20 protein-coding genes are annotated in these 24,938 nt (G+C 56.2%); 15 read left to right on the top strand and 5 right to left on the bottom strand.

The features are described 5' to 3' along the window. Positions 1–40 precede the first annotated feature (40 nt). The 5 genes from ACXKZD_RS13150 to ACXKZD_RS13130 all read left to right on the top strand — a co-directional run bounded on the left by ACXKZD_RS13150 (position 41) and on the right by ACXKZD_RS13130 (position 7,321). Positions 41–1,186: an HlyD family secretion protein gene (locus ACXKZD_RS13150; protein ID WP_010254357.1), complete on the top strand. Its 1,146-nt coding sequence runs from the start codon at positions 41–43 to the stop codon at positions 1,184–1,186. After that, complete coding sequence (locus ACXKZD_RS13145; RefSeq protein ID WP_010254360.1) at positions 1,183–2,751, top strand: DHA2 family efflux MFS transporter permease subunit; 1,569 nt, start codon at positions 1,183–1,185, stop codon at positions 2,749–2,751. Before ACXKZD_RS13150 ends, ACXKZD_RS13145 begins: the two co-directional genes overlap by 4 nt. Before the next feature lies 1 nt (position 2,752). Then, positions 2,753–4,282: an efflux transporter outer membrane subunit gene (locus ACXKZD_RS13140; RefSeq protein WP_033757100.1), complete on the top strand. Its 1,530-nt coding sequence runs from the start codon at positions 2,753–2,755 to the stop codon at positions 4,280–4,282. 866 nt (positions 4,283–5,148) lie between these two features. Then, the gene (locus ACXKZD_RS13135) at positions 5,149–5,550 is read left to right on the top strand and encodes an H-NS family histone-like protein (RefSeq protein ID WP_003850507.1); all 402 of its coding nucleotides are present in this window, start codon (positions 5,149–5,151) and stop codon (positions 5,548–5,550) included. Positions 5,551–5,728: 178 nt separating this feature from the next. Continuing rightward, positions 5,729–7,321, top strand: coding sequence for an ABC-F family ATPase (locus ACXKZD_RS13130; RefSeq protein WP_010254366.1), 1,593 nt, complete (start codon positions 5,729–5,731; stop codon positions 7,319–7,321). A 90-nt stretch (positions 7,322–7,411) separates the two neighbouring features. On the opposite strand, the gene moeB is transcribed toward ACXKZD_RS13130, so the two are convergent. Further along, positions 7,412–8,170, bottom strand: a complete 759-nt coding sequence (gene moeB / locus ACXKZD_RS13125; protein ID WP_045140592.1) for a molybdopterin-synthase adenylyltransferase MoeB — start codon at positions 8,168–8,170, stop codon at positions 7,412–7,414. Next, on the bottom strand, positions 8,171–9,406 hold the full coding sequence (moeA, locus tag ACXKZD_RS13120) for a molybdopterin molybdotransferase MoeA (RefSeq protein WP_010254369.1): 1,236 nt from the start codon (positions 9,404–9,406) through the stop codon (positions 8,171–8,173). A 256-nt stretch (positions 9,407–9,662) separates the two neighbouring features. On the opposite strand from moeA, the gene ACXKZD_RS13115 reads away from it, so the two are divergent. The 9 genes from ACXKZD_RS13115 (at position 9,663) to ACXKZD_RS13075 (ending at position 19,607) form a co-directional block, all read left to right on the top strand. Next, positions 9,663–10,622, top strand: a complete 960-nt coding sequence (locus tag ACXKZD_RS13115) for an isoaspartyl peptidase/L-asparaginase family protein (RefSeq protein ID WP_010254371.1) — start codon at positions 9,663–9,665, stop codon at positions 10,620–10,622. 9 nt (positions 10,623–10,631) lie between these two features. Beyond that, on the top strand, positions 10,632–12,488 hold the full coding sequence (locus ACXKZD_RS13110) for a dipeptide ABC transporter ATP-binding protein (RefSeq protein ID WP_488981661.1): 1,857 nt from the start codon (positions 10,632–10,634) through the stop codon (positions 12,486–12,488). A 54-nt stretch (positions 12,489–12,542) separates the two neighbouring features. Continuing rightward, positions 12,543–14,078 (top strand): glutathione ABC transporter substrate-binding protein GsiB, encoded by a 1,536-nt coding sequence (gsiB, locus tag ACXKZD_RS13105; RefSeq protein ID WP_010669736.1) that lies wholly within the window; start codon positions 12,543–12,545, stop codon positions 14,076–14,078. A 46-nt stretch (positions 14,079–14,124) separates the two neighbouring features. Beyond that, positions 14,125–15,054: a glutathione ABC transporter permease GsiC gene (gsiC, locus tag ACXKZD_RS13100; RefSeq protein ID WP_010254376.1), complete on the top strand. Its 930-nt coding sequence runs from the start codon at positions 14,125–14,127 to the stop codon at positions 15,052–15,054. After that, positions 15,051–15,956 (top strand): glutathione ABC transporter permease GsiD, encoded by a 906-nt coding sequence (gene gsiD / locus ACXKZD_RS13095; protein WP_488981660.1) that lies wholly within the window; start codon positions 15,051–15,053, stop codon positions 15,954–15,956. Before gsiC ends, gsiD begins: the two co-directional genes overlap by 4 nt. Then, positions 15,953–16,402 (top strand): DUF4385 domain-containing protein, encoded by a 450-nt coding sequence (locus ACXKZD_RS13090; RefSeq protein ID WP_010254385.1) that lies wholly within the window; start codon positions 15,953–15,955, stop codon positions 16,400–16,402. Before gsiD ends, ACXKZD_RS13090 begins: the two co-directional genes overlap by 4 nt. 516 nt (positions 16,403–16,918) lie before the next feature. Continuing rightward, positions 16,919–17,554: a carbonic anhydrase gene (locus tag ACXKZD_RS13085; protein WP_010254395.1), complete on the top strand. Its 636-nt coding sequence runs from the start codon at positions 16,919–16,921 to the stop codon at positions 17,552–17,554. A 141-nt stretch (positions 17,555–17,695) separates the two neighbouring features. Further along, on the top strand, positions 17,696–18,355 hold the full coding sequence (locus ACXKZD_RS13080; RefSeq protein WP_022625967.1) for a DUF3313 domain-containing protein: 660 nt from the start codon (positions 17,696–17,698) through the stop codon (positions 18,353–18,355). A 115-nt stretch (positions 18,356–18,470) separates the two neighbouring features. Then, positions 18,471–19,607 (top strand): PQQ-dependent sugar dehydrogenase, encoded by a 1,137-nt coding sequence (locus tag ACXKZD_RS13075; protein WP_132498842.1) that lies wholly within the window; start codon positions 18,471–18,473, stop codon positions 19,605–19,607. Between the two features lie 208 nt (positions 19,608–19,815). On the opposite strand, the gene ACXKZD_RS13070 is transcribed toward ACXKZD_RS13075, so the two are convergent. Continuing rightward, positions 19,816–20,472: an HAD family hydrolase gene (locus ACXKZD_RS13070; protein ID WP_022625965.1), complete on the bottom strand. Its 657-nt coding sequence runs from the start codon at positions 20,470–20,472 to the stop codon at positions 19,816–19,818. A gap of 272 nt (positions 20,473–20,744) precedes the next feature. Here ACXKZD_RS13070 and ACXKZD_RS13065 point away from each other — a divergent pair, with 272 nt between their 5' ends. Next, positions 20,745–21,947: a serine hydrolase gene (locus ACXKZD_RS13065; RefSeq protein WP_010254406.1), complete on the top strand. Its 1,203-nt coding sequence runs from the start codon at positions 20,745–20,747 to the stop codon at positions 21,945–21,947. Positions 21,948–22,169: 222 nt separating this feature from the next. On the opposite strand, the gene ybjG is transcribed toward ACXKZD_RS13065, so the two are convergent. Both ybjG and ACXKZD_RS13055 read right to left on the bottom strand, forming a co-directional pair. Beyond that, a complete protein-coding gene (gene ybjG / locus ACXKZD_RS13060; protein WP_010254408.1) occupies positions 22,170–22,775 on the bottom strand; it encodes an undecaprenyl-diphosphate phosphatase in 606 nt (201 codons plus the stop codon). A gap of 403 nt (positions 22,776–23,178) precedes the next feature. After that, positions 23,179–24,867 (bottom strand): aspartate:alanine antiporter, encoded by a 1,689-nt coding sequence (locus ACXKZD_RS13055; protein WP_010254410.1) that lies wholly within the window; start codon positions 24,865–24,867, stop codon positions 23,179–23,181. Positions 24,868–24,938: the final 71 nt, after the last annotated feature.

Below are 24,938 nucleotides of genomic sequence, written 5' to 3'. Positions count from 1 at the left end.
TTATGCCCGGGAATTAGGGCCTTAGCCAGTGATGGGAACTATGAGCGAGAATAACCAACGCGATCCACACCAGCAGGACGCAGAAAATGCGACGGATAAAAACCGTCAGTCAGAGGAAAATCAGGACAACGACCAGCAGCCTGAGCGTAAACGCCCCGGTAAAAAGCCGCTGATTATTCTGGCGGTAGTGGTGGTGATTATGCTGATTGTCGGCTTCTGGTTCTGGTTCACTACCCGCAATATTGAAACTACCGACGACGCCTTTACCGAAGGCGATGCCGTTACCATTGCGCCTAAAGCCTCCGGCTATGTCGTGAAGCTGCTGGTGAAAGATAACCAGCGGGTGAAGAAGGGCGATCTGCTGGTGGAGATCGATCCCAGCGACAATCGTGCCCAGCGTGAGCAAGCTAATGCGCAGCTCGGTTTAGCTGTCGCACAGCTGCATCAGGCGCAGGCTCAACTGGCGCTGTCAAAGGTACAGTATCCGGCACAGCGCGATCAGGCGCTGGCGGATCAGGCGAAAGCCGAAGCGAATCTGCTTAATGCGCAGGCGGATTATCGTCGCCAGCGCGGCGTCGACCCGCGTGCGACCAGTCAGCGTAATATCGATAGCGCGTCCGCGCAGTTACGTTCGGCGCAGGCGCAGTTACAAAGCGCGAAAGCACAGGTTGAAGTGGCGTCACAGGTTGCTCTGCAGATTCGCCAGCAGGAGACCAATGTTGAAGCGCGTCAGCAACAGGTTGAGCAGGCGAAGGCGCAGTTAAGCACGGCCGATCTTAATCTCTCCTATACCCAGGTTCGCGCGCCCTATGACGGGTTTGTCACCAAGCGTAACGTTCAGCTGGGCACACTGGTGCAGGCGGGATCGTCGCTGTTTTCGCTGGTCTCGCCTGAGATCTGGGTCACCGCTAACTTCAAAGAGTCTCAGCTGCAACACATGAATCCTGGCGACAAAGTTGAAATCAGCGTCGATGCCTGGCCGGATATGAAGCTGGAAGGGCATGTCGACAGTATTCAGATGGGCTCTGGTTCTCGCTTCTCGACTTTCCCGTCAGAAAACGCCACCGGTAACTATGTGAAAATCGTTCAGCGCGTGCCGGTGAAAATCGTCATCGACAAGGGCCTTGATCCGAACCATCCTCTGCCGCTGGGTCTCTCTGTTGAACCGAAGGTAACGGTGGAATGAGTACGGCGCAGAGCTGGAAACCCGCCAGTAATCCGTGGTTAGTGGCGATCACGGTCACGCTGGCGGTGTTTATGGAGATCCTCGACACCACCATTGTTAACGTGGCGCTGCCGCATATCGCCGGTTCGCTCTCCTCCAGTTACGATGAGTCAACCTGGGTGCTGACCTCTTATCTGGTGGCGAACGGCATTGTGCTGCCTATCTCTGCGTTTTTCAGCCGACTGTTTGGCCGTAAACAGTTTTTCCTGATCTGCATCGTGATGTTTACTATCTGCTCCTTCCTGTGCGGCATCGCTACCGAACTGTGGCAAATCATTCTGTTCCGCGTGCTGCAGGGCTTTTTTGGTGGCGGATTGCAGCCGGTTCAGCAGTCTGTGCTGCTGGACTACTTCAAGGCGGAAGATCGCGGCAAGGCATTTGGGCTCTCCTCTATTGCCATTATTGTCGCGCCGGTGATTGGCCCGACATTAGGTGGCTGGATTACCGACAACTACAGCTGGCGCTGGGTGTTCTTTATCAACATTCCGGTCGGCGTACTTACCGTGCTGGCGATCTATCAGCTGCTGGAAGATCCACCGTGGGAGCGTAAATGGGCCAAAGGTAAGCTGAAGATCGACTATATCGGCATCAGCCTGATTACCTTAGGACTGGGTTGTCTGCAGGTGATGCTGGATCGCGGAGAGGATGAGGACTGGTTTGCCTCGCACTTTATCGTGCTGTTCGCCATTCTGGCGCTGATTGGCATCGTCGGTGCCATCTACTGGCTGATGTATGCCCGTAAGCCAGTGGTCGATATTCTGGTGATGAAAGACCGCAACTTCTGGGTCGCCGGGCTGTTGATGGCGGGGATGGCGATGATTCTGTATGGCAGCTCCGTAGTGCTGCCACAGCTGGCGCAGCAGGATCTGGGGTACACCGCCACCTGGTCAGGTCTGGTGCTGTCGCCTGGCGCGGTGCTGATTGTGCTGACCATACCGCTGGTGCTGAAACTGATGCCAATCGTTCAGACGCGCTACATCATTGCCTTTGGCTTTAGCTGTCTGGCCGTGGCGTTTCTCTACTCCGCTACCTTAACGCCCAACGTCGATTTCACCACTTTAGTGTTGATGCGTAGCGCACAGTCAATCGGGCTGGGTTTCCTGTTTGTCCCGCTGACGACTATCGCCTTTGTCACCATTCCGCAGCGGCTTAATGCTGACGCCTCGGCGCTGTTTACCATGTTCCGTAACGTAGCCGGATCGATTGGGATTTCACTCTCGACCGCTGCCATTACCGAGCGCGAACAGGTGCGGTCAGCGCACATGGTGCATAACATGACGCCGCTGAATGAGCCGTTCAACATTACGCTTCAGCACTGGGCGCAGGCGATACGCGACTTTACCTCGGCGGTGGGCGATCCCGTCACGCTGGCAACCGGTCAGCTCTATCAGGAGATGATTGCGCAGTCGCGTATCCTCGCTTACATCGATGTCTTCTCAGGCCTGAGTATTGTCGCCCTGATTTTGATTCCATTTTGTTGGCTGCTGTCGCCGATTAAGAGCGAAGGCAGTGCAGGAGCACACTAACATGAAGGTTTTTTACTCTCATCGCCTGAAACCCCTGAGTTTACTGCTGGCCCTCGGGCTGGCGGGTTGCGCCGTCGGACCTGACTATCAGGCGCCGAAACCTGCCGTGCCGGGTGGCTACAACACCCTGGATTCGCAGGAGGCGTCAAAGCCACAAAACGCCGCGATTAATTCACGCTGGTGGCGCAGCTTCAATGATCCGCAGCTCGACAGTCTGATTGAGCGCGCGATTGCGGGCAACCTGAGCCTGCAGCAGACGGTGCTGCGCATTGCCGGGGCACGTGAACAGCTGACGCAGGCGCAGGGCAGTCTGTTCCCCACCCTGGGCGGTTCAGCCAAAGTGACGCGTCAGCAGCTCGGGCTGGAAGGCTTGCTGAAATCCAATGGCGCAACCGATCAGCTCGACAGCAACGTGGCCAGCCAGCTCAATGGATTGACCCAGCCGGTTAACCTCTATCAGGGCAGCTTCGATGCCAGCTGGGAGCTGGACCTGTGGGGCAAAGTGCGCCGTCAGGTTGAGGCCGCCAATGCCCAGCAGCAGGCAGCGATAGAACAGCGCAACGATGCGCTGGTCTCACTGGAGGCCGAAGTGGCGCGCGCCTGGCTGCAGCTGCGCGGCGCGCAGAGCACGATTCAGACGCTGCAACAGCAGATTGAGGTGGCGCAGCAGACAACCGAGCTGACTCAAAGCCAGCAGCGTAATGGCCTTGCCCCGCTGACCGATGTGGAAAATGCGCGTGCCCAGCTCAGCACGCTGCAGGCGCAGCTGCCGCAGTATCAGTCGCAGGCGCGGCAGGCGATGAATGGGTTAGCGGTGCTGCTCGGCAAGACGCCGGGGGCGCTGGATGCTGAACTCAGTACGCCAAAAGCGTTACCCCCGCTGCCACAGTTTGTCCCGGTAGGCATTCCTTCTACGCTGGCACGTCGTCGTCCTGATATTCGTCAGGCTGAAGCGACGCTGCATGCACAAACCGCTGAGATTGGGGTTTCTGTCGCGCAGCTTTTCCCGAGCCTGTCCCTAACCGGCCAGCTGGGCGTGCGCAACACCGATGTCAGCTATCTGGATAACTGGAGCAGCCATTTCTACAGTTATGGCCCGTCGTTATCGATTCCGATTTTCCAGGGCGGACAGCTGGTGTCGAGCGTGAAGTTAGCGCGGGCACAGCAGGCCAGTGCCGCGCTGGATTATCGCCAGACGGTGCTGACGGCGTTGCAGGATGTGGAGAATGCGCTAGTCAGCTATCGCGCCGATCAGCAGCGGGTCACCGCGCTGGATGAGACAACCGGTGCGCTTCAGCGCTCGTTTGATCTCGCCAGCGACAGTTATCGCCAGGGGCTCTCGACCTTCCTGGAGGTGCTGGATGCGCAGCGTCAGCTGGCTCAGGCAGAGGAGCAGGCGACACAGGCGCGGATGCAGAGTGCACTCGATTTAGTGGCGCTCTATAAAGCGCTGGGCGGCGGCTGGGAGACTTATCAGAACGTGGATATGCCGCAATATCCGGTATTTGGCCCGGCCACGCAGGCGAATTAGTCATCCGGCGGTAGCTGCCTCTGCGCAGTTACCGCTTTATCTCTCCTCCGGCAGCGTTTAAACCGGTGCTGCCTGCCTCTCCATGTTGTTCATCATGATCTAACCCGTTGATAAAGAGAGCTTCTGAGCATCACTGGAACGGGTGCAGCCAGCAGAAAATAAAACAGTGATAATCGCAGGGTTATTATCAGCGCCTCCGGCGAGCGATTATTTTCATGTTGCTGGCACTTTCCGCATTCAGGTTTTTGAGCTCTGTCACCTTTCTCAGTTTATTTCTTTGACGTTTTTTTAAGGCAACTTACGACTGAACGAGTGGGGGCGCGTGAGGCTATTCAGTCAGCCTGAGCCGGGCGGAACTGTTATTGCGCAGCTAAGCGATCTGCGAATAATCCGACTCTGCTATAAATCGCAGCGGCAAAAATGGTTAACAGGTGGCAAAGGGCATAATTAAAAAAGCCACCAGAGCGTTAATTCTTTTGCGCTATTTAACGGTGCCGGGGGTGGCTTTTTAAGCATAATCTGTAAGCTGGTGTGACTGGGGTCACAGGCAGGCACATTTTTAATCTGTTATCTCCGGCCCGTAAGCGTAAATAATGAGGCTGCATGGCCCGCATTTAGTTGATAGCGTTAACTGCCTTATGCCGGGATAATCTGCCTGAAATCGTTTTCAACTCCTGAGTAAAAGTGCCATTTGTTGTTAATTCAGCGTTAATAAAAGGTCAGGCACGCCCGATTTTAATAGCTCTGTTTTGCCCGAATTAATACTTAGGAATTATCTGTAGCGTAAAAATAATTTATTTTTTTATTTGAATTAGGTAGTCTTGGCGCTACAGTTTTATTAACCCCCCTTAATCAAGGACATTGTGATGAGTGACGCATTTAAGGTACTGAACAATATTCGCACATTACGTGCCCAGGCTCGTGAACTGCCACTGACCGATCTTGAAGAGATCCTGGAAAAATTAACGGTTGTTGTTACTGAGCGCCGTGAAGAAGCAGAAGCGGAAGAGACGCAGAATCGCGAAAAAGAAGAAAAGCTTTCTAAATATCGCGAAATGCTGCTGGCTGACGGTATCGATCCTAATGAATTATTAGGTGCACTGGAAAGCGGGAAAAAACGTACCAAGCGTGCGCCGCGTCCGGCTAAATATTCTTACACCGACGAAAATGGTGAGCAGAAATCCTGGACTGGCCAGGGCCGTACCCCGGCAGCGATTAAAAAAGCGCTGGATTCCGGTAAAAGCCTGGACAGTTTCCTGATCGATTGATCGACACAATCCTTGTAAGTGGGAGCCGGGGGGCCATCATGGCCTTCCGGCTTTTTTATTTCTGCCGGGATATCAATCACCCCGCAAGGAATCCACGGCTGACGCTGGCGTGCGCTGCGTCACATCTGGCATAATAGCCGCCGTTTTTTCATCCATTCTCTTCACAAAGGTCAATGCCGTGTTAGTTAGCAGCAATATCACCATGCAGTTTGGCAGCAAGCCACTGTTCGAAAATATCTCCGTTAAATTTGGCGGCGGTAATCGTTACGGTTTAATCGGTGCGAACGGCAGCGGAAAATCCACCTTCATGAAGATTTTGGGTGGCGATCTGGTGCCTTCAGGCGGCAATGTTTCTTACGATCCCAACGAGCGCATCGGTAAGTTGCGTCAGGATCAGTTCGCCTTTGAACAATTTAGCGTACTGGACACCGTTATCATGGGTCACCATGAGTTATGGGAAGTGAAGCAGGAGCGCGACCGTATTTATTCTTTGCCAGAAATGAGCGAAGAAGAGGGGTATAAAGTCGGCGATCTTGAGGCACTTTACGGTGAGATGGACGGCTATAGCGCGGAGTCTCGTGCCGGTGAGTTATTACTCGGCGTCGGCATTCCGGTTGAGCAGCATTATGGCCCGATGAGCGAAATTGCGCCGGGCTTTAAATTACGTGTGCTGCTGGCGCAGGCGCTGTTTTCTAATCCTGATATTCTGTTACTCGACGAACCGACGAACAACCTGGACATCGATACTATTCGCTGGCTGGAGCAGGTGCTGAACGAGCGTGACAGCACCATGATTATCATTTCGCATGACCGTCACTTCCTTAATATGGTCTGTACGCACATGGCTGATTTGGATTATGGCGAGCTGCGGGTTTATTCCGGTAATTATGACGAATATATGACCGCGGCGACCCAGGCGCGTGAACGTCTGTTATCCGATAACGCCAAGAAAAAAGCGCAGATTGCTGACTTACAATCGTTCGTCAGTCGTTTTAGCGCCAACGCCTCTAAATCGCGTCAGGCGACATCACGCGCTAAGCAGATGGATAAAATTAAACTGGATGAAGTGAAAGCCTCCAGCCGTCAGAACCCGTTTATCCGCTTTGAGCAGGACAAGAAGTTGTTCCGTAATGCGCTGGAAGTGGAAGGTTTGACCAAAGGATTTGATAACGGTCCGCTGTTTAAGAATTTAAATCTGCTGCTGGAAGTGGGTGAGAAGCTGGCGGTGATCGGTGCCAACGGTATCGGTAAATCAACACTGTTAAAATCGCTAGTGGGTCAGCTGACGCCAGATAACGGCAGCGTTAAATGGTCAGAGAATGCGCGTATTGGTTATTATGCTCAGGATCACGCCGATGATTTTGCCAATGACCTGACGGTATTTGACTGGATGAGTCAGTGGAAACAGCCTGGCGATGATGAGCAGACCATTCGCGGTATTCTGGGTCGCCTGCTGTTTTCGCAGGATGATATTAAGAAGCCGGCCAAAGTGCTTTCCGGTGGAGAGAAGGGTCGTATGCTGTTCGGTAAGCTGATGATGGAAAAACCGAACATTCTGATTATGGATGAGCCGACCAACCACCTCGATATGGAGTCGATTGAATCGCTCAATATGGCGCTGGAGATGTATGAAGGCACGCTAGTGTTTGTTTCACACGACCGTGAATTTGTCAGCTCGCTGGCAACCCGCGTGATAGAGCTGAAAGCAGACCGCGTGGTGGACTTCACCGGTAATTACGAAGATTACCTGCGGAGTCAGGGTATCGTCTGATTGAAACGGGGTGGCGCAGGCCACCCCGTTTTTTTTGGTGGTTTGTTGGTTCAGCACGGGCTTCAGGGAGCAGAGGCGTTCCTGCCGACGCTACGCGTTACCACCACACACTTCACAGTGCGCATCCTGCGCCACCTTCATGCTGCGGAACTCCGCGCTCATCGCATCGTACATCAGCAACCGGCTGGTGGCGGGCGTGCCAAATGCCGTCAGCACTTTAATCGCTTCCATCGCCTGCATCGCACCAATCACGCCAACCAGCGGAGCCATGACGCCCGCTTCCACGCAACTCAGGGTTTGTTCCCCAAACAGGCGGCTGATGCAGCGATAGCAGGGTGTGCCGGGCTGCCAGTTGAATACGCTGATCTGACCTTCCATCCGAATCGCGGCGCCGGAGACCAGTGGCACCCGCTGCTGACGACAGAGCCGGTTAAGCTGCTCACGCACCGCAACGTTGTCGGTGCAGTCCAGCACCACCTGCTGCCTGGCGATCAGCGCCAGCAGCGCTGCATCGTCCAGCTGTCCATTGACCGGATGCAGCTGACAGTGCGGATTGATGGCGGCCAGGCTTTGTGCGGCGGAGTCCACTTTGGCACGACCAATATCAGCATCATGATGCAGGATCTGCCGTTGCAGGTTAGAGTGCGATACGGTATCGAAGTCGAGCAGCGTCAGGCTGCCGACACCGGCAGCCGCCAGGTAGGGCGCAGCGGCGCAGCCGAGTCCGCCCAGCCCGACGACCAGCGCATGACTCGCTTTCAGCCGCTCCTGACCGTCGAAATCAAAGCCGCGCAATACAATCTGCCGGTTATAGCGCAGCATCTCCTCATCGCTTAATTCAGGCAGCATTTACGCCTCCAGCAGGGCGTTGAACGGTTCCACCTCGACCCATTCGCCCGGTTCAACATTGCCGCGATCCCGTTCCAGCACAATAAAACAGTTTGCCTGGGCGAAGGAGCTGAAGACGTGTGAACCCTGCATCCCCGTGGTTTCCACCTCCAGTTCGCCCTGTGCGTTCTGTCGCAGGATGCCGCGCTGGAAATCGAGCCGGCCTGGTGACTTTTTCAGCCGCGAGGCGCAGCGCACTTTCTGACGTGGTGGCAATGCTGATTTTTGCTGGCCGGTGAGGGTGGCAAGCAGCGGCTGAACGAGCTGATAAAAGGTCACGGCGGCGGAGACCGGATTACCTGGCAGGCCGCAGAACCAGCTGCTGTTGAGGCGGCCAAAGGCAAATGGCTTGCCAGGCTTGATCGCCAGCTTCCAGAAGCTGATGGCACCAAGCTCTTCCAGCATCGTTTTGGTGAAGTCCGCTTCGCCCACCGAGACGCCGCCGGTAGTAATCACGACATCCGCCTGCCGATCGGCCTCGGTGAAAGCAGCACGCAGTGCGGCCGGGTCATCTTTGATGATGCCAAGGTCGATGACTTCGCAACCCAGCTTATGCAGCATCAGTGATACCGCAAAGCGGTTGGTGTCGTAGATCTGGCCTTCGGCCAGCGGCTCGCCTACCGGCTGGAGTTCATCACCGGTGGAGAAGATAGCGACCCGCAGTTTTCGCAGCACGCTGACCTGCGCGATACCCAGTGAGGCGAGCAGTGGCAGCTCCGCGGCACCCAGACGCGTTCCCGCTTCCAGCACCACGGTGCCTGGCTGAATATCATCACCGATGAGACGAATGTTCTGTCCGGGACGGACCGGCGCGGTGATCATAATCGCATCACCCTGTGTTTCGGTCTGCTCCTGCATTACTACTGCTTCACAGCCTGCAGGCACCGGCGCACCGGTCATGATGCGAATCACGCTGCCCTGCGGCCACTCACCGCTAAACGGTGCGCCGGCAAAGGCTTTACCCGCCACTGGCAGCGGCTGACCGCTGCTGGCGTCTGCCAGTCTGACGGCGTAGCCATCCATCGCAGAGTTATCAAATGGCGGCACGGCAATCGGTGAGGTCACCGCTTTGGCGGTGATACGCCCGACCGCTTCGGCCAGCGGCACGCTAAGAGAGTCGGTGACGGGCGTCAGCTGTGACAGCATTTTTTGTTGTGCCTCCTCAAGGGAGATCAAGCCTGCAGTAAAACTTTCCATGGATATTCCAGCCTGGTTATCTCAGATGCTGCCTATTATGGTGGGAATTAGCCGCTGAGTCACATCGGTGTCGGCCTGACTTGCCTGTTGTTGTGGCCAAAGTGAAATATGGCGGTAAGAAAAGGTTATAACCACAGGAACAGTTTCCGCTTTACAACACTTAGCAGGCTTTCTATAGTCAAAAATCACCAAAAATGGGTGAAAACCATTTTAAATCAGTGTTTTTCGTCCTGATGCAACCACAGGGTAGATCGTTATGGTCAATGCAGTGATCGCCATTCATGGAGGCGCCGGTGCCATTACGCGCTCAGCAATGAGCGCCGAAAAAGAGCAACTCTATCGTCAGGCGCTACACGATATTGTCACTCAGGGCCAGCAGATACTGGCTCAGGGCGGCAGCGCACTCGATGCGGTGACCGAAGCGGTGCGGCTGCTGGAAGAGTGCCCGCTGTTTAACGCCGGTAAAGGTGCGGTCTTCACCCATCAGGGCACACATGAACTCGATGCCTGCATCATGGATGGCCGCACCCTGGGAGCAGGGGCGGTCGCGGGCGTAACGCGGGTACGGAATCCGGTGCTGGCGGCACGTGCCGTGCTGGAACATAGCGAGCATGTCCTGTTTATCGGCGAGGGCGCAGAGCAGTTTGCTGAGGCGCACGGGCTGGAGACGGTCACGCCTGATTACTTCTCGACCCCGGAACGCTGGGAGCAGTTGCAGCGCGCGCTGAACAGCGATACGGCGGTGCTGGACCACGATGGTGCCGCGCACAGCGATGACCCGCTCGACCCGGACCGTAAGTTTGGTACGGTGGGGGCCGTCGCGCTGGATCTTGAGGGCAACCTCGCGGCCGCCACGTCAACGGGCGGTATGACCAACAAGCAGGCCGGACGGGTCGGCGACTCGCCGCTGCCGGGCGCAGGCTGCTACGCCAGTAACGACAGCGTGGCGGTCTCCTGTACCGGCACCGGTGAAGTCTTTATGCGGACGCTGGCGGCCTACGATGTGGCAGCGCAGATGCGCTACGCCGGGCGCTCACTGCAGCAGGCCACGGTTAATGTTATTCATGACAGTGTGCTGGAGCTGGGCGGCAGCGGGGGGCTGATTGCCGTCGACCGCGCAGGCAACGTAGCGCTGCCTTTCAACAGCGAAGGGATGTATCGCGGTGTGGCGCGGGTTGGCGAAGTGGCAGACGTCGCTATCTATCGCGAAAGTTAAGGAGCAGAGATGAGCGACAGGCAAACGTTACCGCCGCTGGCCCCTCAGCAGGTCCTGGCGGTGCGCGATCTCAATGTGCGTTTTCAGCACGAAACCACCGTCACTGACGCGGTGCGTCATTTGTCACTCGATCTGTTTCGCGGCGAAACGCTGGCGCTGGTGGGGGAGTCAGGCTCGGGGAAATCAGTGACCTCGCTGGCGCTGATGCGGCTGATTGAGCAGGCTGGCGGGAGGGTCAGCGGCGAGGTGCTGTTGCGGCGTCGCAACGGCGACGTGCTGGATCTGATGCGCGCCTCAAAAGGTCAGATGCGGCGGGTGCGCGGTGCAGATATGGCGATGATCTTTCAGGAGCCGATGACCTCGCTGAATCCGGTCTTCTCCGTGGGCGAGCAGATTGCGGAATCCATCCGTCTGCATCAGGGTCTGAGCCACGCTGGCGCGCTGGCCGAAGCGCGCCGGATGCTGGATCTGGTACGAATCCCGGATGCGCAAAATGTATTATCCCGCTTCCCGCATCAGCTGTCGGGCGGGATGCGCCAGCGCGTGATGATCGCCATGGCGCTCTGCTGCAAACCGGCCCTGCTGATTGCCGATGAGCCGACCACCGCGCTCGACGTCACCATTCAGGCGCAGATTCTGCAACTCATCCGCGTGCTGCAAAAAGAGATGCAGATGGGGGTGATTTTTATCACTCACGATATGGGCGTGGTCGCCGAAATGGCCGATCGGGTTCAGGTGATGTACCGCGGCGAAGTAGTAGAAAATGCCCCGGTAGCCAGGCTGTTCAGCGCCCCGCAGCAGCCCTATACCCAGGCGCTGCTGGCGGCGGTGCCAAAGCTCGGTTCGATGCAGGGCCAGCCCCTGCCAGCTAAATTTCCGTTGCTGCACAGCGATGCCGTTGATGATGTGCCGCAGGACACGGTTCGCCGCCTGCAGCCACCCATTTTGCAGGTGCGCGATCTGGTCACCCGCTTTGATATTCGCGGCGGCCTGCTGAACCGCGTCAAAAGCCGGGTGCATGCCGTCGAAAAAGTCAGTTTTGATCTCTATGCCGGTGAGACGCTGGCGCTGGTGGGCGAGTCTGGCTGTGGTAAATCGACCACCGGGCGATCGCTGCTGAAGCTGGTTGCCAGTCAGGGTGGCACCCTGACCTTTGACGGGCAGCGGATAGACCATTTGTCGGGTGCCGCGCTGGCCCATCTGCGACGCGACATTCAGTTTATCTTCCAGGATCCCTACGCCTCGCTCGATCCCCGGCTGACGGTTGGCTTCTCCATTATGGAGCCGCTGCTGGTCCACAAGGCGATGCCGCGTCGTGAGGCGGAGCAGCGCGTTGCCTGGCTGCTGGATAAAGTGGGTCTGCTGCCGGAACATGCTCAGCGTTATCCCCATGAGTTTTCCGGCGGCCAGCGTCAGCGCATCTGTATAGCCCGCGCGCTGGCGCTGAACCCCAAAGTGGTGATCGCCGATGAGTCCGTCTCGGCGCTGGATGTATCAATTCAGGCGCAGATAATTAATCTGATGCTCGACCTGCAGCGCGAGTTTGACATCGCCTTCCTGTTTATTTCTCACGATATGGCGGTGGTGGAGCGTATCAGCCACCGCGTGGCGGTGATGTATCTCGGTCAGATTGTCGAGATGGGGCCGCGTCAGGCGGTGTTTGAGCAGCCTCAGCACCCTTATACCCGAAAACTCATGGCGGCGGTGCCGGTAGCCGATCCGGCTCACCGGCGTCGCGAACGAGCCTTACTGGTCGATGAGATCCCCAGCCCGATTCATGCGTTAGGGGATGAACCTGAAGTGGCGCCGCTGATGGAGGTGGCTCCGGGCCATTTCGTCGCCCGCCACGTTATCAGTGCGACCTGAACAGTGACGATGTCGCCCCGGCGACCAACCCGACAGGGATTACAGGAGAACAAGATGCAGATTACGATGCGTAAAGGGTTACTGGCGGCTGGCGTGTTAAGCAGCGCAATGGCATTGCCCGCCTGGGCAGCACAGGATGCGGTGATTGCCGTCGCGTCCAACTTCACCACTCTCGATCCCTATGACGCCAACGACACGCTGTCGCAGGCGGTCGCGAAATCCTTCTATCAGGGCCTGTTTGGCTTTGATAAAGAGATGAAGCTCACCAACGTGCTGGCTGAGAGCTATCAGGCCAGCGCCGACGGCCTGACCTACACCATTAAGCTGCGTTCCGGAGTTAAATTCCAGGATGGCACTGACTTCAATGCGGAAGCGGTAAAGGTCAACCTCGATCGCGCCAGCAATCCGGATAACCATCTCAAGCGCTACAACCTGTTTAAACATATCGCCAGCACCGAAGTGGTGGATCCAACTACGGTAAAAGTAACGCTGAAAGAGCCGTTCTCCGCCTTTATCAACATTCTGGCCCATCCGGCGGCGGCGATGATTTCGCCCACCGCGCTGAAAAAATATGGCAAAGAGATCGGTTTCCATCCGGTAGGAACCGGCCCGTTTGTGTTTGAAACCTGGAACCAGACCGATTTTGTGAAGGTGAAGAAGTGGGACGGCTACTGGAAGCCGGGCTATCCGAAGCTGGACAGCATTACCTGGCGACCGGTGGTGGATAACAACACCCGCGCGGCGATGCTGCAGACCGGCGAAGCGAACTTTGCTTTCCCGGTGCCCTATGAGCAGGCAAAACTGCTGGAGAAGAACAGCAAGCTTGCTGTGGTAACCACGCCATCGATTATGCAGCGTTACATCAGCCTTAATGTCACTCAGAAGCCGTTCGATAATCCGAAGGTGCGTGAAGCGCTGGAATATGCCATCAACCGTCAGGCGCTGGCGAAAGTGGCGTTCTCCGGTTACGCCACGCCCGCTACCGGCATCGTGCCGCCCACCATCGACTTCGCTCAGACCTATCCGGCCATCAGCTACGATCCGGCCAAAGCGAAAGCCCTGCTGAAAGAGGCGGGTTACCCGAACGGGTTTGAAACCACGCTCTGGTCGTCACACAACCACAGCACCGCGCAGAAAGTGTTGCAGTTCACCCAGCAGCAGCTGGCGCAGGTTGGCGTGAAAGTTAAAGTTACGGCGATGGATGCGGGTCAGCGTGCCGCTGAAGTAGAAGGCAAGGGCCAGAAAGAGAGCGGCGTGCGCATGTTCTACACCGGCTGGTCCGCCTCAACCGGTGAAGCGGACTGGGCGCTGACGCCACTGTTTGCTACTACGGCCTGGCCACCGGCGATCTTCAATACCGCGTTTTACAGCAATCCTAAGGTCGATAAAGATCTGGCTGATGCGCTGAAAACCACCGATCGTGCCGAGAAAGCGCGTCTCTACAAAGATGCGCAGGATACCATCTGGCAGGATCATCCGTGGATCCCACTGGTGGTTGAGCAGCTGGTTTCTGCCAACAGCAAAAACCTCAGCGGTTTTTATGTGATGCCCGATACCTCATTCAATTTCGATGAGGCAACTCTGAAGTAACGGAGCAGGCCAGCCCGCGAGGCTGGCCGCAGCTGCAGGATGTTGCATGTTTAACTATTTTCTCAAACGACTCTTTGGGCTGATCCCCACGCTGCTGATTGTGGCGGTGCTGGTGTTCCTGTTTGTTCACCTGCTGCCGGGCGACCCGGCGCGTCTGATCGCCGGGCCGGAAGCCGATGCCTCGGTGGTGGCGCTGGTGCGTCAGGAGCTGGGACTCGACCTGCCGCTGCCGCAGCAGTTCTGGCACTTTATGCTGAATGCGCTGCAGGGCGATTTCGGCCAGTCGATGGTCTCGAAGCGGCCGGTCGCGGAGGAGATCGCCTCACGCTTTATGCCAACTTTGTGGCTGACGCTGGTCAGCATGATCTGGGCAGTGATTTTTGGCATGGCAATCGGCATCGTTTCCGCTGTCTGGCGCAATCGCTGGCCCGATCGACTGGGGATGACGCTGGCGGTGTCGGGCATTTCGTTTCCCGCCTTTGCACTGGGCATGCTGCTGATGCAGGTCTTCTCGGTGGAGCTGGGATGGCTGCCAACCGTCGGTGCAGAGAGCTGGAAACATTACATTCTGCCCTCCATCACCCTGGGTGCGGCGGTGGCGGCGGTGATGGCGCGCTTTACCCGTGCCTCGTTCGTGGAGGTGATGCAGGAAGATTATATGCGGACCGCCCGGGCCAAAGGGGTGCGCGAGTCGCTGGTGGTGGTCAAGCATGGCCTGCGCAACGCCATGATCCCGGTGGTGACGATGATGGGGCTGCAGTTTGGTTTCCTGCTGGGCGGATCGATCGTGGTCGAGGTGGTGTTTAACTGGCCGGGCCTGGGGCGACTGCTGGTCGATTCCGTGGCGATGCGCGACTACCCGGTTATTCAGGCGGAAGTTTTGCTGTTTTCACTGGAGTTTATTCTGATCAACCTGTTTGTCGACATGCTCTATGCGGTGATTAATCCCGCTATTCGCTTTAAGGAGTCGCGATGAAAAACTGGCGACGCGAAGCGGCACTAAAAACGATGCCGCTGATTGCGGAGAATCGGGTGCGAACGCCGTGGCGTGAATTCTGGCGGCGTTTCAGAGGGCAGCCGGTGGCGCTGCTGGCCGGGCTGTTTGTGCTGGTACTGATTGTGCTGGCGGTTATTGCCCCATGGATTGCGCCGTTCGACGCAGAGAACTACTTCGATTATGACCGGCTCAACGACGGCCCCTCGCTGATGCATCTGTTTGGCGTCGATTCACTGGGGCGCGACATCTTCAGTCGGGTGCTGGTCGGCACGCGGATTTCCCTGATTGCGGGCTTCTTTTCGGTGGTGATCGGCGCGCTGATCGGCACATTCTTTGGTCTGTTAGCGGGCTATTACGAAGGCTGGTGGGACCGCATCACCATGCGTATCTGCGATGTGCTGTTTGCCTTTCCCGGCATTCTGCTGGCGATTGCGGTGGTGGCGATTATGGGCAGCGGCATGAGTAATGTGATTGTGGCGGTCGCTATCTTCAGTATCCCGGCTTTTGCCCGGCTGGTTCGCGGCAATACGCTGGTGCTGAAGCATCAGACCTATATTGAGTCGGCACGCAGCATCGGCGCTTCTGACTGGACTATCCTGATGCGGCATATCCTGCCCGGCACGGTATCGCCGATTGTGGTCTATTTCACCATGCGGGTCGGTACCTCAATCATTACCGCGGCCAGCCTGTCGTTTCTGGGGCTGGGCGCACAACCGCCTACGCCGGAGTGGGGGGCGATGCTGAATGAGTCGCGGGCCGACATGGTTATCGCGCCTCACGTGGCGATTTTCCCCAGCCTGGCCATCTTCCTCACCGTTCTGGCATTTAATTTACTCGGAGACGGGCTGCGCGACGCACTTGATCCTAAACTAAAGAGATGAAACCTTTCGATTATGATCAGGACTTCAGCACTATCGACTTCCGCCAGCACCCCGAGCTTTATCAGGTCGGGCGTGGTGAGCAGGGCGTGCTGATGGTCGAGCCTTATAAAGGCGAAATACTGCCACACTGGCGTTTTCGTACCGTTCCCATTGCTGAAGAGTCGGCTGAGAAAATCATGGCGCTGTTTGAGGAGTATCGGCGCAAAGATGATTTTGTCGGCATGGATATGGCGCGCAAATTTATTCAGATGGGGTATACCCGTGCGCGCCGTTACAGCAACCACAAGGGCGGACGCAAATATGACGCGGATGGCAAGGAGCTGCCGCGCGGCGTCAACGAGGAAAAAGCCGCGGCGGCGGCTGTTTTCAAAGGCTACTGGGACAAACTTCGTGCAGATGAAGACTATCTGCGACGTAAAAAAGCGCATCAGCAGCAGTATGGCTAAGCGTTAATCCTGCTCTTCCGGCAGCTGTTACCTCCTGCTGCCGGGGTTGTTTTAATGAACCCGTCCTGCTCTCTCCTATCCCTCATTCCTTGCCTGCAACGGTTCTGGCGCAGCGCCCGTGCTGTCAGATGCGCAGCCGTTTCGCCACGCCCCAAAACACCATAGCCCGCCACGCTTGCCAGATAAAGTCAGACAGCAGCAGAAGAGAAACCTTTTCTGCTGGCGAGCCGGGGGCGTAAAGTAGTGAAAAAACGCGTAAAAGCCGATCCACAGCACAGGCAAAAAAACGGGCGGTTCAAACCGTGCTTTTTCCAATAACTTCCCGTGCTATAAAAAGAAATTGGCTGCGGAGCCTCTGACTGGTGAACAAGCGAAACGCTGACAGTGTCCGCTGTTTAGAGCATCCGGTAAAAGGTGGGTTGATATTCACTTGTTTTCATTAATAATAAACGGGCAAACCCCACTGAGGGGGCTATGCCCCTCAGGTAATGAAATGGATAATGTGAGAGCTAAATAATGAAAGAGATCATCAACGGATTTCTGAATTTCCAGCAGAATGTGTTTCCTGAAAGGAAGGATCTTTTCAAAAGCCTGGCATCAAATCAAAATCCGAAAGCGCTGTTCATCTCCTGTTCAGACAGCCGTCTGGTGCCTGAACTGGTGACGCAGCAGGAGCCAGGAGAGCTGTTCGTTATCCGCAATGCGGGCAACATCGTTCCCTCATTCGGCCCGGAGCCAGGCGGTGTCTCCGCCACTATCGAATATGCGGTGGTCGCGCTGGGCGTCTCCGACATCATCATTTGTGGTCACTCTAACTGTGGTGCCATGAACGCCATCGCCTCCTGCGCCTGCATGGATACCATGCCTGCGGTTGAGCACTGGCTGCGCTATGCCGATGCGGCAAAAGCGGTGGTTGAGCAGCGTGAGTATGACTCGCCAGAGAAGAAGCTGAACGAGATGGTCAAAGAGAACGTTATCGCCCAGCTGAACAACATGAAAACCCATCCTTCGGTGTCCGTCGCGCTGCGTAACGGTAAGCTGCGTCTGCACGGCTGGGTTTACGATATCGAAAGCGGCACCATTATGGCGCTGACCCAGGGTGGCAAACAGTTCATCACCCTGTCTGAGAATCCTGATACCTGCTTTGAGTAATCTTTTTCGCCCGCTGTGCTCTGCAGCGGGTTTTCCTGCTATTTATTCTGCATAACAGCGTTAAACCGCCTCTGTTATTCTGCATTTCCCCTCTGGCTTATCTATGCTTGCTTAAACCTTCCTGATACAAGCGAGTTGATGATGCGTAAAACTTCCGTTGCTGCTCTTCTGGCGGTCTCTGCCGTGCTGCTCAGTGGTTGTACTTCTCATGTTGCTGATAAGCAGCAATATTCAGGTTTTTTAAGCGATTACAGCCAGTTGCAACCGACGTCGTCAGCCAGTGGTGAACCGACTCTGCGCTGGATATCACCTGACTATCAAAGCAGCCATTATAAAGATGTGCTTTATACGTCGCTGATCTACTACCCGGCGGCGCACCCCACGCCACGCGTCACTCAGCAAACGCTGGATCAGGTGCTCAGTTACACCGAGATCCAGCTAAAAGGCGCGATAGCCACCCGCCTGCCGCTGGTGAATCAGGCTACGCCGCATACCCTGAAGGTAAGGGCCGCCATTACCGCCGTGTCAGCAGAAAATCAGGGCGTGCAGTTTTATGAAGTGGTACCGGTTGCCGCGGTCGTTGCCAGCACCATGGCGGCGTCAGGGCATCGTACTCAGAACAGCGAACTGTTTCTGGAGATAGAAGCCAGCGATGCGGTGACGGGCAAACCGATGATCCGGGTGGTTCGCAAAGCCTTTGGCAAAACGGTCAGTAACAGCAATACGCCGATCACCTTTGACGAGCTGAAGCCTGGTATCGATACGATGGTGCGTGACACGGTAAGTTTTAACGCGCCCTGACTCTGACGGGCGACAGCAGAGCGCTGTCGCCCTGATTAATCTTTTGTAAATCCTCAACATCATTGCAGAGGGGCTGACTACGCTTAAGGGCATTCTATCCCGTCAGGAGATCGTTATGGCCCGTTTCTCAACTACTTTGTTGCTAAGTGGCTCCCTGTTCTGTACCGCCCCCCTGTTTGCCGCCGACGTAAAGGTCGAGGTATTACAGGATAAGTTACAACATCCATGGTCCGTCGCCTTCCTGCCCGATAACAAAACGCTGCTGATTACCGAACGTAGCGGACAACTGCGCAGCTGGAGCCCGGAGAGCGGCCTGTCGCAGCCGATCCAGGGCGTGCCTAAGGTCTGGGCAGAACGGCAGAGTGGCCTGCTGGACGTGGTGCTGGCACCCGATTTTGCCACCAGTCGTCGCGTCTGGCTTAGCTATACCGAAGCGAACAGCAGTGGCAAAGCGGGCGCGGTGGTAGGCGTTGGCACGCTGAGCAAGGATAACCGGCAACTCAGCGATTTCCGCGAGGTGATTCGGCAGACGCCGATGCTCTCCAGCGGCAACAACATCGGTACCCGGCTGGCGTTTGATACCCAGGGCTATCTCTGGATCGCCTTCGGCGATAACTTTGCCAGCAGCGCTGCGCAGGATCTCGATAAGCTGCAGGGCAAACTGCTGCGGCTCAACGCCGATGGCAGCGTGCCGGACGATAACCCGTTTGCGAAACAGCGCGGCGCACGGCCAGAGATCTGGGCCTATGGTTTGCGTAATCCGCAGGGGCTGGCGCTTAACCCCTGGACCGGCAAGATATGGGAAAATGAACATGGCCCGCGCGGCGGCGATGAAGTGAATATCATGGAGCGGGGCAAGAATTACGGCTGGCCGCTGGCAACCTACGGCATTGACTATAGCGGTGACAAAGTGCCGGAGTCACAAGGCACACAGGTTGCGGGTACCGAACCGCCGCTTTATCACTGGAAGGATTCTCCGGCCATCAGCGGCATGGCGTTCTACAATAGCGCCCGTTTTCCGCAGTGGAAAAACTCGCTGTTTATCGGCGCTCTGAAAGAGAAAAACCTGATTCGTCTGAGTATCAACGGCGAGAAAGTGGTGGAAGAGCAGCGTCTGCTGGACGATCAGAAGGCGCGCATTCGCGATGTTCGCCAGGGGCCGGATGGTTGGCTCTATGTGCTGACCGATGAGGCCAATGGCAAGCTGCTGAAAGTGGGATTAGCGCAGGACGCTGGTGCGTCCCGCGGCTAAGAGCCTGTCCCCAGGCTATTTTATTGGTCAGTCTGGGCCAGGGCAGTGCTCACACAGGCTGCTTTAGCAACCTGAACGCCCGTCAGGGCGGCCCTGAAGGGGCGAGCGCAGCGAGTAATCCTCACGGACTACGTGTACTACGGATTGTTCCGCGCTGTCCGTGTCCAGGCTGCCAGCAACAGTTACGCCTTATGGAATAAGCTCGGAGTCAGCGCGCCCAGTGATAAACCTGCCAGCCGCGGTTTAACGCTTCCTTGTGTAACTGTTCGTCAGGGTTGATGACATGGGCATGATCGGCCTGTTCCAGTAGCGGCAGGTCGTTCATCGAATCGCTGTAGGCCCAGGTGCGGTCAAAGGCCTCGTCCTGCTGCAGCGCTTTCCAGTCACCCAGTCGCGTGACTTTGCCCTCTTTATAGGTCATGGTGCCGTAAGTGTTGCCGCTGTAGCGCTCGTCCACGATTTCAACGCCAATCGCCAGCGCGCCGCAGGCACCCAGCTTTTCTGCAATCGGCACCACCAGATGCTCGCCGCTGGCGGAGATGATCATGACCTTGTCGCCACGCGCCCGGTGCCACTCAATCCGCTCGCGGGCTGCAGGATAAACGCGTGGCATGATGTCGCGGTGAATGAAGCGGCGCACCCAGCCTTCAACGGTAAGCGTGGCCATGCCCGCCAGAGGGGAGAGTGTTTTATTCATATACTCTTCAATCGACAGCGTACCGGCATAGTACTGGCTCATTAATGCCTGTTCCTGATCAATCAGTTCACTGGGGGCGAATCCCTGTGATACCAGCCAGCGCAGCCACAGGCTGGTGCTGTCTTCACAAATGAGTGTTTCATCCAGATCAAAAAGGGCTAAGTCCATGGTCGGTCTCCTCGGCTGACTGGCGTTCAGGTTAACTGATATTTGTGACGGGCTTAACTCTTCTGCGAAAAATCGGAATTTCACGCAGTTTTGATAGCGACAGAATCGGGGAAAAGCGGCACGCGCGCGGCACTTATGCCAGGGTTACTCTACTAAACTCTAAAAAACTTTACGATTCGACGGTTTTTTTCGCTGCCGTCAAGGGTTAGCGTTTGAGTGAGAATTTTCTGCCCCTGGAATTTCGATTTAACAAGGACAATCCGGCCAAGCCCATGACAAACACTCGCTTCACATCTCGCCTGCGGCACCTTGCTGCCACTTCATTACTGATTCTTGCCCCCGTCAGCGTTTTTGCTGAGCAGGCTCCCGCCGCGCCAGGCATTGATGCTAAAGCGTGGATTCTGATCGACTACGCCAGCGGTAAGGTGTTAACCGAATCCAGTGCCGATCAGCGCCTCGACCCCGCCAGTCTGACTAAAATGATGACCAGCTATGTTGTGGGTCAGGCGATTAAAGCGGGCAAAATCAAGCCGGATGACCTGGTTACCGTCGGACAGGATGCCTGGGCCACCGGCAACCCTAAGCTGCGCGGCTCGTCGCTGATGTTCCTCAAGCCGGGCGATCGTATTCCGGTGCATGAGCTGAATAAGGGAATCGTGATCCAGTCCGGCAATGACGCCTGTATTGCGCTGGCGGATTATGTGGCGGGCAGTCAGGATTCGTTTATCGGCCTGATGAACAACTACGTGAAGGCGCTGGGACTGCAGAATACCCACTTTATGACGGTACACGGTCTGGATGCAGAAGGGCAGTACAGTACTGCGCGTGACATGGCGCTGATTGCTCAGGCGCTGATCCGCGATGTGCCCGAAGAGTACGCGCTGAATAAAGAGAAAGAGTTCACCTTCAATAATATTCGCCAGATCAACCGCAACCGCCTGTTGTGGAGCACCAATCTCAAGGTTGATGGCGTCAAAACCGGCCACACCTCAGGCGCGGGGAATAATCTGGTCGCTTCAGCAACCGAAGGGGATATGCGTCTGATCTCGGTGGTGCTGGGCACCGCCAGCGATGCGATTCGTTTCCGCGAAAGTGAAAAGCTGCTGACATGGGGCTTCCGTTTCTTTGAAACGGTTACGCCGATTAAAGCGGATGCACCGTTTGCGCAGCAGCGGGTCTGGTTCGGTGATCGCAGCCAGGTCAATCTGGGCGTGGCGAAAGATGCTGCGCTAACCATCCCTAAAGGGCAGATGAAGAATCTGAAGGCGAGTTTCAGACTCACTACGCCGCAGCTGGAAGCCCCGCTGAAGAAGAATCAGGTGGTCGGCACCATCGATTTCCAGCTGGACGGGAAAACCATTGAGCAGCGGCCGCTGGTGGTGATGCAGGATGTGCCGGAAGGCGGGTTCTTCAGCCGGATGATTGATTTCGTGATGATGAAATTCAATGGCTGGTTCGGGAAGTGGTTTTCATAAGTAAGCAGGGACGCAGGCTCGTACTGCGTTGAGCCCGAGCCTGCACAGGGAACAGGGTCAGATCGGAAAGACGCAAAATCCGTCATCCATGACACGCTCGGCCCGCGCCGTCCCTGGCGCGGGACGCTTTCCTCCTCTGACCCTGTTCCCTGCGCTTTAAGCTTATTCGCTGCGGTAAATCCGGGTTTGCCACAGTGCTGGGGACGCTAAGGCGTCCCTTTCTTAATCCTGCGTCCAGCCTTTGCGAATCGGCACGGCAAACAGCGACCGATAGAGTGGATTGATTACCGCCAGCATCCGCTCGCCATAGAACTGCCACGCCAGATGCGAAGCCAGACAGCTCAGCAGACCCACCAGGAACCCGCCCAGCATATCCATTGGCCAGTGAACGCCAAGGTAGACCCGCGACCAGGCAATAGCGCAACCGGCCACCATCAGAACCACACCTGACCAGAGGCGATGCCAGAAGATAAAGGCCAGTGCAAAGGTGAATATCGTGGTGCCGTGATCGCTGGGATAGGAGTCATCGGCGGCGTGATGCAGGAACTGATAACCAAAACCGATAGCGAAAGGGCGGGGATGCGGCAACAGCTGGCCCACAGACCAGGAGATCGCCAGCGCATAGATCAGCGCCATACCGGTTTTCAGTACCAGTACCCGCTGCGAAGACACCTGATCGCGCGGTCCCCAGAGCCACATCGCCACGATTAACAGCGGCACAATGGCGATCAGATCTTTGGCAAAAAACGTCGCCAGCTGCAGTAACCAGGCGGGTGAAGCCGGTGTGGCATTAATGGCAGTAAACAGTGAATGGTTCAGCTCTTCCATTTCGGGATAAATTCCTCAGCAGACAGTCCGGTTAACGGCAGCTGGCAGCATCCCGCCAGCCCGGCCCGATAACAGCGGCAAAAAAAACGGTCAGCGATAGCACGCTCACCCAATCAGCCAGCACAAATTGCTAACTAAACAGCGGTCTATCCTGCTTTTTACCGTTTTGTTCGTCTATAGAAAGGCTCTTAATCTGCCGTTGAGTTGTGTAACGGTTTAAGTTTTATGACACATGCAGTTGCGAATCAGGGGGGAATGACGGGCAGGGACGAAAAAAAGGCATAAAAAAACCCGCCGGGAAAAAGACCAGCGGGCTCCACAATTTGGGGATTTCAAAGAAAAGCAGTGGCACTTATTATGACTATCCCTTAACAATAAAGTTCTGGACGCAGGCAAAAAAATTTTATAGGGGCAATATCGGCCAGATAATCACAATCAGCGTTCCCGCCAGCGTCAGCAACACGTTGGCGATGGCATAGGTTCCGGCATAGCCCAGCGCCGGAATATTGCTGCGTGCCGTATCACTGATGATCTCCATGGCCGGTGCGCAGGTACGTGCGCCCATGATGGCGCCAAACAGCAGGGCGCGGTTCATCCGCAACACATAAGCACCAAACAGATAGCAGATGATCACCGGAATCAGGCTGACCAGCAGGCCGCACAGCAGCATCAGCGCACCATCGCTGCTCAGGCCGTGATTAATGCCGCTACCGGCACTCAATCCCACTCCCGCCATAAACACCATCAGACCGAACTCTTTCACCATAGTGAGCGCGCCCTGCGGAATATAACCAAAGGTTGGATGGTTGGCGCGCAGGAAGCCGAGCATGATACCGGCGAACAGCAGGCCCGCGGCGTTACCAATACCAAAACTGAAATTGCTGAACTGGAAGGTGATCAGACCAATCATCAGACCCACGATAAAGAAGGCGCAGAAGGCTAAAAGATCGGTCATCTGACTGTGAATCGCGATAAAGCCAATGCGATCCGCAACGCTTTTCACTCGTCGTGCCTCGCCGCTGACCTGCAGCACATCACCTTTGTTCAGCATGATACTGTCGTCGATCGGCATCTCAATCTGGCTGCGTATCACCCGGTTCAGGAAGCAGCCGTGATCGGTGAGGTTTAACTTGCTGAGGCGTTTGTTTACCGCATTGTGGTTTTTCACCACGATCTCTTCAGTGACGATGCGCATATCCAGCAGGTCGCGGTCAAAAACCTCTTTGCCGTTGCGGAAGCTGGGGTCGAGCCGGGCGTGAGCATCGGGATAGCCCACCAGCGAGATATCATCACCGAGCTGTAACACCGCATCGCCATCGGGACTGGCGAGAATACCGTTGCGGCGGATGCGCTCAATGTAGCAACCGGTCTGACGATAGATACCCAGTTCGCGCAGGTTTTTGCCGCCGCTCCATGCCACCAGTTCCGGACCGACTCGATAGGCGCGGATCACCGGCAGGAAAACTTTGCGCTGGCTGTCCGCATCCAGACCGCGCTCCCGGGCGATCTGCTGGGCGCAGGTGGGCAGATCCTGATGTTGCAGACGGGGCAGATAACGTGCGCCGAAAATCAGACTGACCAGGCCTATCAGATAGGTCACGGCATAACCGAGGCTCAGCTGATCCTGCATCAGTCCAAGCTGCTTCGGATCGCTGATGCTTTGCCGCAGGGTATCGCCCGCTCCGACCAGCACCGGCGTTGAGGTCATCGACCCGGCCAGCATGCCGGCGGTGAGACCGATATCCCAGCCAAAGAGTTTGCCCAGTCCCAGCGCCAGCAACAGCGCGCTGACCACCATAACGATGGCGAGCATGAAATAGTTTTTGCCGTCGCGAAAGAAAATGGAAAAAAAGTTGGGACCGGCTTCGACGCCGACACAAAAAATAAACAGCATAAAGCCCAGACTCAATGCATCGGTATTGATCGTAAAGTGCTGCTGGCCTAATAAGAGCGAAACCACTAATACGCCAATCGAATTTCCCAGCTGAACCGAGCCCAGACGCAACTTACCCAGACAGAGGCCGAGCGCTAAAACGACAAACAATAACAAAATGTCATTTCCGCTTAACAATCCTGCGACGTTAATATTCACTGTTTAACTTCTTGTTTACATGTAACCTATTGAAGAGTAGCCTGTTTTTCGCTATCGTGAGCAGGCCGTTG

Source organism: Pantoea sp. ABR1s (assembly GCF_057812235.1).
The sequence above is the reverse complement of the archived record's forward strand: the minus strand, read 5'-3'. Positions and strand labels throughout refer to the sequence as shown.